The organism is Bartonella sp. AP258QHHD (assembly GCF_042196145.1).
GTDB lineage: Bacteria > Pseudomonadota > Alphaproteobacteria > Rhizobiales > Rhizobiaceae > Bartonella.
The window spans coordinates 62965-76825 of the sequence record NZ_JBHIPR010000061.1 but is presented as its reverse complement, the minus strand read 5'-3'; the positions used below and the strand labels follow the sequence as shown (position 1 = coordinate 76825).

Sequence of the window (13861 nt, the reverse complement as noted above, 5' to 3'; positions counted from 1 at the left end):
ACAAGCTCGACGTGAACAACATAAACAAAACAGCAAAAGATTATACTGGTTTCATCACAACATGTTTTTTCTTACCAAAAGAAAGTTTAATGGTTCCTTCTGCACTGACATCCCTTTCAATAATAAGATGTGTTTCATCCTCAATAATTTGATCATTTACACGGACACCTCCACCTTGAACGTGTCGGCGTGCCTCACTATTCGATCTAGCGAGTCCTGCTTGTACTAAAAGAGTGAGCAATCCAACACCTTTTTTTAATTCTGAGGCATTAATTTCAACAGTTGGAAGATTTTCTCCCAGAGTTTTTTCTTCAAACGTCTTGCGAGCCGTTTCTGCTGCTGCATCAGCAAGAACACGTCCATGCAACATTGCTGTAATTTCTGTTGCAAGAATTTTTTTTTGCTTCGTTAATTTCAGTTCCTTGTAATAGAGAAAGTTTAAGAATCTCATCCATCGGCAATGGAGTATAGAGCTTTAGAAATCGTGTTACATCAGCATCTTCTGTATTGCGCCAGTATTGCCAAAATTGATAAGGTGAAAGTTTATCCGCATTTAGCCATACAGCCCCATTCAATGATTTACCCATTTTGGCACCGGAAGAGGTTGTCAGCAATGGTGATGTTAACGCATATAATTGCGGTGTTCCTAAACGATGTCCTAATTCGATTCCGTTAATAATGTTGCCCCACTGATCAGAGCCCCCCATTTGCATACGCAACCCATAACGTTTATAAAGTTCAACAAAGTCATAAGCTTGCAGAATCATATAATTAAACTCTAAGAATGACAAAGAGTGCTCACGCTCAAGTCTGAGTCTGACAGAATCAAATGACAACATACGGTTGACAGAAAAATGCTTTCCTACATCACGCAAAAATTCTAAGTAGTTTAAATTGCATAACCATTCAGCATTATTCACAATACAAGCATCGGTTTCTCGGTCACCGAATGTCAAATAGTTAGCAAATACCTTTTTAATACCATCAATATTTGCAGCAATATCATCTTGTGTCAGAAGGCGTCGCGCTTCGTCTTTGAAAGAAGGATCACCAATCAATCCGGTTCCTCCACCCATTAAAGCAATGGGGCGATGACCCGTTTTTTGTAACCAATAAAGCATCATAATCTGAAGAAGACTTCCAGCATGTAAACTCGATGCTGTTGGGTCAAATCCAGTATAAGCGCTTACAGTTTCTTTTGAAAAAAGATCATCTAAGCCTTTTTCATCTGAAATTTGGTGGATAAAACCACGTTCGCTCATAATGTGTAAAAAATCAGATTTAAAGGCAAACACAGATTTAATTTCCTAATTTAAGAGTGCATTTATTGTATATAATAGGCGATTATATAACGAATTATTAATGCGTTATCTATCATAACTGACGCACACCTCACAAGAGAAAGAGACATATTGGTAGTATAAAGATAATAATACAGGTATTATTTCCTTTTTACGCTAAAAAAGAAACTTCTTAGTAATAGAAAAAAGGTGTTCTGTTATTCTCATTTCTATCCTGAAATAAAATTTAGAAAAATTTTAAATGCAGACTAAAAAAATTACTTTGTTATGATCAGAGACGATTTTTGCTAATTTTTTATAAATCTATCGTATTTTCCTAAGTTAGTGAAAGTATTTCAGGAGGAGGAGCGAGAAGTTCATTGGAGATATGGTTATCCAAATAGTGGGCACATCGTTCAATAAGTTTTTCATGACATCCACTGAAAAAGTGATTAGCCTCTTCCAATATTTCTTGTGTAATGATGATACCTTTTTGTGTTTTTAATTTATCGACAAGTATTTGAACATCTTTTGGAGGGGCAACTTTATCGATACCGCCATGAATGATAAGTCCAGAAGAGGGACAAGGTGCAAGAAATGAAAAGTCATAAACATTAGGCTGAGGGGCAACTGAGATAAATCCCTCAATTTCCGGTCGGCGCATTAAAAGCTGCATACCAATCCATGCTCCAAATGAGTATCCTGCTACCCAACAATTTTTAGAGTCTGGATGTTGTGTCTGCACCCAATCGAGAGCAGCAGCAGCATCTGAAAGTTCTCCTATTCCATAATCAAATTCACCCTGACTACGACCAATACCACGAAAGTTAAAACGTAAAGTTGTAAAGCCACGTTGTTGGAACATATAAAAGAGGTCATAGACAATTTTATGATTCATAGTTCCACCAAATTGGGGATGAGGATGCAAAATGATCGCAATGGGTGCATTTTTTTGTTGTGAAGGTTGATAACGCCCTTCGAGCCGACCCGCGGGACCGTTAAAAATAATTTCTGGCATAAAATGCTCCTTAATGCAATAAAAGGCTCTCTTTGACCCTGGTCGACTTTTACCATAGAATCTCTTAAATAATTATTAGATATTCTTTTTTTAGTGCACTTTTCAAGAAAAATGCGCTATTTTTTCAATCAATTCATAAGATTAATGATTGCGATGTAAAATGGTTATAAAACGCCGATATTTTGATCATAACGCAACAACACCGCTCAAAAAAGTGGCACGGATAGCGTTACTGGAATCTTTAGAGATATTTGGTAATCCATCATCGGTTCATAAGGAAGGGCGTGCCGCTAAAACTTTGTTGCAAAAGTCCCGTCGGCAAATCGCTGAAAATCTTAAAACAGATCCAGATCACGTGGTATTTACCTCTGGTGCGAGTGAAGCCGCAATGACTTTGTTAACACCTTTTTACAATATGGGGAAAGCAAAAGTTAAATTTTCTCATCTTTACCTTGGAGCGACTGAACATCCCTCTGTTGCAGAGGGAGGACGTTTTTCTAAAGAATTGATAAGCGTCATTGATGTTGATCAAGATGGGCTCATACAACAAGATAAATTAACATCACTCTTAACGGTTCACGATAAAACAAAAGGTTTACCTCTTGTTGCTATTCAAGCTGCAAATAGTGAAACGGGTGTTATTCAACCGTTAACAGAAATCGCCGCTATTGTTCGGGATTTAGGAGGCACTCTTATAGTTGATTTGACACAATATGTAGATAAAAATTTTGTGGATATTCATCAGTTAGGAGGAGACTTTTTTATACTGTCTGCCCATAAAATTGGCGGTCCTAAAGGAATTGGTGCTTTTGTTTCATGTGGTAATCTTCTCATGCCACACCCTCTTATTATTGGAGGAGGACAAGAAAAAGGTCTCCGTGGAGGAACAGAAGCATTGCCCCTTATTGCTGCTTTTGGGGCAGCAATGACTGATTGCTTCACACAGGAGGAAATAAAACAGTTAATATATTTACGCAATAAATTAGAAGCTGGACTACAAAAAATAAGTAAAAATGTTGAGATTTTTGGCAAAAGAGTTCAACGTTTGCCAAATACAACTTACTTTACCGTGAAAAATATAAAAGCTGAAACGATGCAAATTGCTTTTGATTTAGAAGGGTTTTCTTTATCATCCGGCTCTGCCTGTTCTTCGGGAAAAGTAAAACAAAGCAAAGTGTTGGAGGCAATGGGGTATCATGTTCCAAATGGTGCCATTCGCATTTCGCTAGGGCGTGGCACAACTTCTGAAGATATTGATGATTTTCTGTCGTTTTTTTCTCAAATTATAAGCAGGAAAAAAGGGGAAGATTTATCATCAGAAAGTTATAAAAATTAGAATTATTTTAAAAATAAAATAAGTTTGATTGAAATTTTTGCGCTTTACCTATAGCCTAGGAGATAACTTGCTTACTTTAATCTTGTAAAAAACAAGACTTTAGTTACCGGTTTTTGACGCCAAAAAATGGAGAAAATTTATGCCGGCAGTACAAGAAACGATACGCCAAGTACGTGAAATAGATGTTGACCAATATAAATATGGTTTTGAAACCAATATTGAAACCGATAAAGCTCCAAAAGGCTTAAATGAGGATATTATCAAATTTATTTCCGCTACAAAAAATGAGCCTGAATGGATGCTAACATGGCGCTTAAAAGCTTACCGCCGTTGGCTGACAATGCAAGAGCCTCATTGGGCGCGTCTTGAATATCCTAAAATTGATTTTCAGGAGCTTTATTATTATGCTGCTCCAAAAAATCATACAGGACCAAAATCTTTGGATGAAGTGGATCCTGAGTTATTAGCAACGTACGAAAAACTTGGCATTCCCCTTAAAGAACAAGAGATTTTGGCAGGAGTAAGAAAACAGTCTGATCCCTCCACTTTTGATGACAGTATGTCTGTATCGGGGCAGGTGGCTGTTGATGCAGTCTTTGATTCTGTTTCTGTTGTAACAACATTCAAAAAAGAGCTGGCACGTGCTGGTGTGATTTTTTGTTCTATTTCAGAGGCGATTATTGAACATTCTGAGCTTATTAAAGAATATTTAGGAACAGTTGTACCTATAAGTGATAATTATTATGCGGCCTTAAATGCTGCTGTCTTTACAGATGGTTCATTTGTTTATATTCCTAAAGGGGTTCGTTGTCCTATGGAGCTTTCAACTTATTTTAGGATTAATGAACGCAACACTGGCCAATTTGAACGAACATTGATTATCGCCGCTGAAGATTCCTATGTTTCTTATCTTGAAGGGTGTACAGCACCCCAACGTGATGAAAACCAACTTCATGCTGCTGTTGTTGAGCTTATTGCCCTTGAAAATGCAGAGATTAAATATTCTACAGTACAAAACTGGTATCCTGGCGATAAAGATGGAAAGGGCGGTATTTATAATTTTGTGACGAAGCGTGGAGATTGTCGAGGTGATAGCTCTAAAATTTCATGGACACAAGTTGAGACTGGTTCTGCGATTACTTGGAAATATCCATCCTGCTTACTCCGTGGTAATAATGCGCGTGGAGAATTTTATTCTATTGCCGTTGCAAACGGTTATCAACAAATTGATTCCGGTACAAAAATGATTCATTTGGGAAAAAATACTTCCAGTCGCATTATTTCCAAAGGTATTTCTGCAGGTTTTTCAAATAACACGTATCGAGGACAAGTCACAGCGCATCGAAAAGCACAAAATGCGCGTAACTTTACGCAATGTGATAGTTTGTTAATCGGGAATGATTGTGGTGCGCATACAGTTCCTTATATTGAAGCAAAAAATGCAACAGCTCAGTTTGAACATGAAGCCACAACATCAAAAATTTCTGATGACCAACTTTTTTATGTTATGCAAAGAGGAATTCCCGAAGAAGAAGCTATCGCATTAATTGTAAATGGTTTTGTAAAAGAGGTCATTCAAAAACTTCCCATGGAATTTGCTGTCGAAGCACAAAAGCTTATTAGTATTAGCCTTGAAGGTAGTGTTGGATAATTTTATTTAATTAGATAAATAGAAGACTTTATGTAAAAAGGCTGTAACGGTAGCACATAATGCTAAAAATGACCTCTATGGTAATTACAAAAGTAGATGGATGCTAAGGTAAAATAATACGCATTGATATCTGAAAAACAGCCAAAACAGGATTAAATTATGTTAGAGATCAAAAATTTGCACGCCCGTATTGCTGAAACCGATACAGAAATTATTCGTGGTTTAAACTTGACAGTTCAAGATGGAGAAGTTGCCGCTATCATGGGACAAAATGGAGCCGGAAAATCAACTTTATCTTATTTGCTTGCTGGTCGTGATGATTATGAAATAACAGAAGGAGATATTCTCTATAATGGACAATCACTTTTAGAAATGGATCCAGCAGAACGTGCTGCATATGGTGTTTTTCTTGCATTTCAATATCCAATGGAAATACCAGGGGTAGCAACAATGGAATTTTTAAAAGTTGCGATGAATTCTCAACGCAAAGCGCGAGGTGACGAAGAACTTAAAATTCCTGAATTTATAAAATGTGTTAAAGAAGTTTCAGCCAAACTTGAAATAGATATGGATATGCTAAAGCGTCCATTAAATGTAGGTTTTTCAGGTGGAGAAAAAAACGCGCTGAAATTTTACAAATGGCACTTCTTGAACCTACACTTTGCATTTTAGATGAAACGGATTCTGGCTTAGATATTGATGCACTAAAAATTGTTGCAGATGGTGTTAATAAACTTCGGGATTCAAAACGTTCATTTTTGGTGATTACCCATTATCAACGGCTGCTTAATTATATTATTCCTGATACGGTACATGTTCTTTATAAAGGACAAATTATCAAAAGCGGTGATAAATCCTTAGCGCTTTATTTAGAGGAAAATGGGTATGCTGATCTTATTAGGGAAGCGGTTTGAGGTTATTAAATATGAATGCACAGCAAAACTTGTTAGCGGTTGAAGAAAATATACTCAGTAATTTTAATCAGTATGTAAACCACTTACCTGGTGATAAAGCTGTACAGGAAATCCGCAAGAAAACTATTGAGCAGTTTCAAACGACACGGCTTCCTTCCCGTAAAATCGAAAGTTGGCATTATACCAATCTGCGTACCTTACTGAAGTCTATTAGCAATTTTTCAAAAGTTCAAGACAATCAATTGGTTGATGCATTGCTTTCAGAAAGTGCTGTTTTCTCCATAAACAATGGAAAAACATCGATAGAGTCAAAGGTAGACAACATTGCAGTAAAACGCCTTTCAGACGCATTAGAAGATAATTCTGTACAGATAAATCAAAACATTTCTGATGAAGATTTTATTGGACAGTTAAATACAGCTTTTGTTACAGATGGTTGGCTTTTTCACATCCCTGAAAATACAAAGTTAAATATCCCCATTGAATTACAAAATATACAAATGGGGGGACAATCTCATATTTTTTCGGATATAAAAGTTGATAAAAATAGTCAAGTTATGTTTATTGAACATCAGGTTGGCAATGATAAAGATACCTTTGTCAGTTCAATATTTTCATTAAATGTTGCTGCTGATAGTGATGTTACGTGGATTCTCATTCGCAATCGTGATTTTAATTCTACACAATTTGGTCGATTTTGTGCTGTTCTTGATCAAAGAGCGAAGTTATCACTTTATGTCATTAATATAGGGAGTCAATTAAATCGCCAAGAAATCGATATTGAATTACAGGGAGAAGAATCTGATTTTCAATTACGCGTCATAAATTTATTATCAGGACAAACACATAGTGATCTTACAATGACTGTTCGTCACGTGGAAGAAAAATCAACATCAACCGAAATTATACGCAATGTGGTTACAGATAAGGCTGTTGGTGTTTTCCAAGGAATAATACGTGTTTCTCAAAAAGCGCAAAAAACAGATGCACGCATGGCTTGTAATAGCCTTATTCTTTCAGATGATGCAGAATTTAATGCAAAGCCTGAACTGGAGATTTTTGCTGATGATGTTGCATGTGGTCATGGTGCAACAGTTGCTAATATTAATCATGATTATCTTTTTTATCTTATGACACGTGGTATCCCATTTAAAACGGCGCGAGCACTTTTGATTAAAGGATTTATCTCTGAGCTCATTGATGACATCAAGCAAGATAATATTCAAATCGTTTTGGAGAATATCATTAGTAAATGGCTTGAAAAAAATGTTTAAGGTAGAAAAAATGGAAAATAACGTACAAACATTTACTTATAATGTCGAAGAAATTCGGCGTGATTTTCCTATTTTGCACCATCAAGTTTATGGAAAGCGATTAGCATATCTTGATAGTAGTGCTTCTGCCCAAAAACCAATGTCAGTACTCAATGCAATGAATAATTATTATCACTATAGTTATGCTAATGTGCATAGGGGAATGTATTTTTTAGCCAATATAGCAACACAATCCTATGAAAATTCTCGTGAAACCGTTCGTGTTTTTCTAAATGCTCAAAAAGCTGAAGAAATTGTTTTTACGAAAAATGCAACAGAAGCTATTAATACTGTTGCTTATGGTTGGGCGATGCCAAAACTCAAGGAAGGTGATGAGATTGTTCTAACGATCATGGAACATCATTCAAATATTATTCCTTGGCATTTTCTCCGTGAACAAAAAGGTGTTAAACTTATTTTTGTTCCTGTCGATGAAAATGGTGTTCTGCACATTGAAGATTTCCAAAAGGCTTTAAGCGAAAAAACGCGGCTTGTTGCTATAACGCATATGTCCAATATATTAGGAACTGTGCCTCCTGTTAAAGAGATTATTAAACTAGCACATCAAAATTCTATTCCGGTTCTTGTTGATGGTTCTCAAGGAGCAGTACATTTAACCGTTGATGTGCAAGATCTCAATTGTGATTGGTATGTCTTTACAGGTCATAAGCTTTATGGACCCACTGGTATTGGTGTTTTGTATGGTAAAGAAGATAGGTTAGAAGAAATGCGTCCTTTTCAAGGGGGAGGGGAAATGATCGAGGAGGTAACAACCGATAAGGTTTTTTATAATGCTCCTCCTTACCGTTTTGAAGCAGGCACTCCTCCTATCGTTGAAGCTATTGGATTAACTGCGGCTATTGATTATATACAAGAGAAAGGTCGTAACACGATTCATGCCCATGAGAGGTCCCTTTTAGCTTATGCGCAGGAAAAACTTAAAATGGTTGAGTCATTGCGTATTTATGGTCATTCTCCCAATAAAGGAGCTATTATATCATTTATAATTGAAGGGATTCACGCCCATGATATCGCTATGTTTATTGATAGAAAAGGGGTTGCAATACGTGCGGGAACTCATTGTGCACAGCCTTTATTACAGCGCTTTGGTCTAACATCTATTTGCCGCGCATCGTTAGCCATGTATAACACTCAAGAGGATATAGATCAATTAGTAGAAGCATTGCAAGAAACAAGGACATTTTTTAATGGCTGAATCAATTGAAGAGCGTCATTCTACAGAATCCGTTGAAACTGTAAGCGAAAATAAAAAATCTTACATATCAGCAATTCCAGCAGACGAAATTGATCGTATGACAAATGATATTATTGCTGCTCTCAAAACAGTTTATGACCCAGAGATTCCTGCTGATATTTATGAGCTAGGACTGATTTATCGTATTGATATTGAAGATGATCGTTCAGTAAAAATTGAAATGACTCTTACAGCACCGGGATGTCCTGTTGCAGGTGAAATGCCGGGGTGGGTAGAAAATGCAGTCAGTGCAGTTGAAGGGGTTTCGTATGTTGAAGTCACTATGACTTTTGATCCACCATGGACACCTGATTGTATGTCAGAAGAAGCTCAAATTGCTGTCGGATGGTACTAAAAGTATTGTTAAGAGACTCTAATTTAGCCATTCATGAATAAGCTGTTTACTTTTCACAAGCATTTGAATTTAAGGACGATCGCATGAGTTATAATAAACAAAAACTAGAACTCATTTGGATTGGAAAAGAAAAACGCCCAAAACTAGAGCCTCGTATCTTATTAGAAGATCTTGAAAAATCTTATCACGCTTCGCATCAAATATCATCCCAAGATATTTTTGATAATAAACTTATTTTTGGTGACAATTTGCTCGCACTCAAAGCGCTTGAACAAGAATATATGGGGAAGGTAAAATGTATCTATATCGATCCGCCTTATAATACAGGTAATGCTTTTGAACATTATGAAGATGGTTTAGAGCATTCCATATGGCTAAGTCTTATGAGAGATAGGCTAGAATTGTTACATCATTTACTGGCGGATGATGGAAGTATCTGGATATCAATTGATGATGATGAACAAGCCTATCTTAAAGTGATGATGGATGAAATTTTTGGTCGCCAAAATTTCATCAACAATATTATTTGGCAAAAGAAATATGCTCCACAAAATGATACAAAATGGCTTTCTGATAATCATGATTTTATAATGGTTTATGCTAAAGATAAAACGATTTGGCGCCCTCAATTGCTTCCTCGTTCAAGCGATATGGATGCGCGCTATAAAAATCCTGATAATGATCCTCGCGGTCCTTGGAAATCAGATAATCTTTCAGTTAAGACTATGAATTTAAAAGATGTTTATGAAATTGTTACGCCTTCTGGGCGCAGTGTGATGCCTCCTGCTGGAACGAGTTGGCGCGTTAGTAAACAAAAATTTGCTAAGCTATTAGAAGATAATCGTGTTTGGTTTGGTCCAACAGGAAGTAATGTTCCTTCTATGAAACGTTTTTTATCAGAGGTAAAAAATGGTATGGTTTCAATGACCATTTGGCCTTATCAGGAAGTTGGCCATAATCAAGATGCAAAAAAAGAAGCCAAAGTCTTCAATTCTGATAGTGTCTTTACAACTCCTAAACCGGAACGTTTAATGGAACGCATTATTCAACTTGCCACTAATCCCGGTGATCTTGTACTGGATTCTTTTGCTGGTTCTGGCACAACCGGTGCTGTTGCCCATAAAATGGGAAGGAAGTGGATTATGATTGAACTTGGTGAGCATTGTCACACCCACATTATCCCTCGTTTAAAACAAGTCATTGATGGAACTGATCAAGGGGGAATTTCCAAAAGTGTCAATTGGCAAGGTGGCGGTGGATTCCGTTATTATCGCCTTGCACCTTCCCTGTTGCAAAAAGATCCATGGGGACAATGGATTATTAGTCGCGAATATAATGCTGCCATGCTATCAGAAGCCATGTGCAAACATATGGGATTTACCTACGCACCTGATGAAAATCATTATTGGATGCAAGGGTATTCAACCGAAACAGATTATATTTATGTCACAACGAGCGCCATGACCCATGAACAACTCTGTATAATGAGTGAAGAGGTAGGCTCTCATCGCACGTTGCTGATTTGTGGTACAGCCTTTGATACAAAATCAGCATCCTTTGAAAATCTGACACTCACTAAAATCCCCCGTGCAATATTAGAAAAATGCGAATGGGGAAGGGACGATTACAGTTTAAATGTAGCCAATCTTGAACCAGTGATTGTGGTAAAAGAAAACAGCAAAAATAAAGATATTGCGCAAGCAGAATTAGATCTATTTGAATAATATATAAAAAGCGGAGTTTTTCATGAACACTGTTGAAAAAAGGATTTCTGCTCGCTTATCGTTGCGTGATCCTCAACGTGAATCTTTAAATATTTTGGTAAAAATCTTAGAAAATATAGAGCTTTCTAAAAATGCTGATTTGGTTGCAGAGTTAGAAGTGATAAAAAATCTTTATCCTTCTGTACAAGATTTTGAACGAAACTTTCCCTCTTTTTGTTTTGCCTTAGCAACGGGTGTTGGGAAAACGCGACTTATGGGGGCTTTTATCAGCTATCTTTATTTAACAGGTCGTAGTCGCCATTTTTTTGTTTTAGCGCCAAATTTGACTATTTATGAAAAGTTAAAACAGGATTTTAGTCCCCAAAGTCCGAAGTATGTTTTCAGTGGAATGAGTGAATTTATTGCCAATAGACCCGTTATTATTACAGGTGAAGATTATGAAAGTGGTAAAGGTATTCGCGTTGATGAACACCATATTCAAGGACAAAAGCGTTTGTTTGAGAATAGAGATACGGCCTTTATCAATATTTTTAATATTTCTAAAATTAATACAACGGATAATAAAAAAGGCGCACTAAAATCTAGTATTCCGCGAATTAAACGCTTACAAGAAACGATTGGTGAAAGTTATTTTGATTATCTCGCAAATCTTCCTGATTTAGTTTTGTTAATGGATGAAGCACATCGTTATCGAGCTTCTGCTGGTGCGGCAGCAATTAATGAGTTAAAACCTGTTTTAGGAATAGAGCTTACAGCGACACCAAAAACAATAGGTGCAAAACCCGTAGATTTTAAAAATGTTGTCTATAGTTATTCACTTGCAGAGGCTATGAGAGATGGTTTTGTAAAAGAGCCTGCTGTTGCTACACGTAAAGATTTTCAACCTCAAAATTATACATCTGAACAATTAGAACATATCAAATTACAAGATGCAATTCATGCCCATGAAAACGTGAAAGCAGATTTAATTGTCTATGCAAAAGATTATAACAAAAAGTTCGTTAAGCCTTTTATTTTAGTTGTCGCTCAAGATACAAATCATGCACAGAAATTGCGTGATTTATTGGAATCAGATGATTTTTTTGCAGGAGCTTATAAGGGAAAAGTTATAGAGATTCATACAAAACAGTCGAATATAGAAGAAGATCAAAATATTCAAAAGCTGATTGCAATTGAAGATTCTCATGACTCAACAGAAATTGTTATTCACGTTAATAAATTAAAGGAGGGGTGGGATGTTACGAATCTCTATACTATTGTACCGTTGCGTGCATCGGCTTCAGAAATTTTAACAGAGCAAACAATTGGGCGTGGATTGCGTTTGCCTTATGGGTATAGAACAGGCGTGGAAGCTATTGATCGTTTAACAATTATTGCGCATGATCGTTTTCAAGATATTATTGATCGTGCAAACGATCCAAACTCAATTATAAAAAAGCATATTGAGATTGGAACAGGAGGGAATATCCCCTTTGAAAAGACCGATATAGTGACAGTTCCAAGTCAAGTAGAAGCTTTATTGATGCAAACGATGGTAATACGTAATTCCGATATAAATGGAGCATCTTCTGATTTACAAGGTATCATATTACATCATACAGATTCCCCTACATTAACACCTGAAGAGCAAGATATTGCAGCGATCGCGTGGGATCTTATCAAAGAGAATGATAAATTGCCAAGTTCTCAAATGCTTTGTTCTGCACAGATACAAGAAAAAATTGCTAATAAAGTTATGAATATTAAGCCTTCATCACAAAAGTCTCTTGTATCAAAAGTGGTGACAATTCTGACAAAACAATTAACAGAACTGATAATAGATATTCCAAATATTATACTCATTCCTTCGCGTGATGTTACTTATGGTTTTTATGATTTTGATTTGGAAAATTTAGAAAACTTAAATTTTCAACCTGTTAGTAAAGAACTTTTAATTCGAGAATTGCGTACCCATAAAAGCATTTTTCTCACATCTAAGAATGAATATGTCAAAGAGCCTTATCTTGAAAACTACATCATTCGTGGTTTGATTGATAATGACTTTGTCGATTATGATAACCATACGCTCTTATTACGAAAATTAGCTAGTCAGATAGTAGAACATTTCCGATCTTATTTACCCAATGATACAGCTGTTGAGAACGTATTAATTCACTATCAGCACAAGCTTACTAGTTTTATTGTTGCGCAATTAAGAGAACATCAATGGGAAACGCAAAAAGATTATGCGGTTAAAGTTACACGAGGTTTTACAATTTTACAACCTATCCATTATGTGTTGCCGCAAGGGACGTCTCCTCTTGATTTTCGTAATATTCCTGCCATTAAAAGCGATATTAAAAAACTTGTATTCAGCGGCTTTAGAAAATGCTGTTATCCTTTACAAAAGTTTGATTCAGTAGAAGGGGAATTACGATTTGCTCAAATATTAGAGGATGATGCACAAGTCTTGAAATGGATGAAACCCGCTCGAGGTTTTTTCAGAATAGAATATGATAAAAGATCAATCTATGAACCAGACTTTGTTGTAGAAACGAAGGATGCCAAATATCTTTGTGAGCCTAAAAAAGCCTCTGAAATGCAAAATCCTATTGTTTTAAAAAAGAGAGAAGCTGCAGTTCAATGGTGTTGTCATGCAACGCGCTATGCGGCGACTTATGGCGATAAAAAATGGTATTATGTTCTTATTCCCCATGATGCTATTAAAGCAAATAGTAGTTTTGAAGGTTTGTGTGCAGAGTTTACCATTTCAGAATCTATACTTGAGAGCTTATAACTTTTTGCTTCAAAAATAAAACACATAAGTTTTTTAATTGACGGGTGTGAGGTTTAATCAAATGTTTGAATAATTATTTTTAACTTTTTTCTAACGACGTTAAAATAAAAGGAAAAATGTATAGCAAAGTTATACAAGATTATGCTTTTGTATGGGGATTTGTAGCACATTTACACTTTTTTATAAAAGTACAATCTTATTTTCGTTATGTAAAAAGATCTTTGAGTTATAGTCATAAA

8 protein-coding genes and 2 pseudogenes are annotated in these 13861 nt (G+C 36.0%); 8 read left to right on the top strand and 2 right to left on the bottom strand.

Annotated elements, in window-relative coordinates:
- Positions 1-40: 40 nt before the first annotated feature.
- A pseudogene (tyrS, locus tag ACFIMM_RS07075) lies at positions 41-1295 on the bottom strand (tyrosine--tRNA ligase).
- A gap of 322 nt (positions 1296-1617) precedes the next feature.
- Complete coding sequence (locus ACFIMM_RS07070) at positions 1618-2298, bottom strand: alpha/beta hydrolase (protein ID WP_375613441.1); 681 nt, start codon at positions 2296-2298, stop codon at positions 1618-1620.
- 160 nt (positions 2299-2458) lie between these two features.
- On the opposite strand from ACFIMM_RS07070, the gene ACFIMM_RS07065 reads away from it, so the two are divergent.
- The 8 genes and pseudogenes from ACFIMM_RS07065 (at position 2459) to ACFIMM_RS07030 (ending at position 13622) form a co-directional block, all read left to right on the top strand.
- Positions 2459-3634, top strand: a complete 1176-nt coding sequence (locus ACFIMM_RS07065; RefSeq protein ID WP_375628096.1) for a cysteine desulfurase family protein — start codon at positions 2459-2461, stop codon at positions 3632-3634.
- A gap of 139 nt (positions 3635-3773) precedes the next feature.
- Positions 3774-5285 carry a Fe-S cluster assembly protein SufB gene (gene sufB, locus ACFIMM_RS07060; RefSeq protein WP_375692682.1) on the top strand — a complete coding sequence of 504 codons (1512 nt, stop codon included), beginning with the start codon at positions 3774-3776 and terminating at the stop codon, positions 5283-5285.
- Positions 5286-5444: 159 nt separating this feature from the next.
- A pseudogene (sufC, locus tag ACFIMM_RS07055) lies at positions 5445-6199 on the top strand (Fe-S cluster assembly ATPase SufC).
- A gap of 11 nt (positions 6200-6210) precedes the next feature.
- Positions 6211-7473, top strand: coding sequence for a Fe-S cluster assembly protein SufD (sufD, locus tag ACFIMM_RS07050; RefSeq protein WP_375611953.1), 1263 nt, complete (start codon positions 6211-6213; stop codon positions 7471-7473).
- A 10-nt stretch (positions 7474-7483) separates the two neighbouring features.
- Positions 7484-8728, top strand: a complete 1245-nt coding sequence (locus tag ACFIMM_RS07045; RefSeq protein WP_375611900.1) for a cysteine desulfurase — start codon at positions 7484-7486, stop codon at positions 8726-8728.
- Entirely contained in the window at positions 8721-9122 is a 402-nt protein-coding gene (locus ACFIMM_RS07040; protein ID WP_273787976.1) for an SUF system Fe-S cluster assembly protein, read from the top strand. The genes ACFIMM_RS07045 and ACFIMM_RS07040 overlap by 8 nt, the downstream gene beginning before the upstream one ends.
- Positions 9123-9205: 83 nt before the next feature.
- Positions 9206-10846: a site-specific DNA-methyltransferase gene (locus ACFIMM_RS07035; RefSeq protein WP_375638396.1), complete on the top strand. Its 1641-nt coding sequence runs from the start codon at positions 9206-9208 to the stop codon at positions 10844-10846.
- A 22-nt stretch (positions 10847-10868) separates the two neighbouring features.
- Positions 10869-13622 carry a DEAD/DEAH box helicase gene (locus ACFIMM_RS07030; RefSeq protein ID WP_375638397.1) on the top strand — a complete coding sequence of 918 codons (2754 nt, stop codon included), beginning with the start codon at positions 10869-10871 and terminating at the stop codon, positions 13620-13622.
- The last annotated feature ends 239 nt before the right edge of the window (positions 13623-13861 follow it).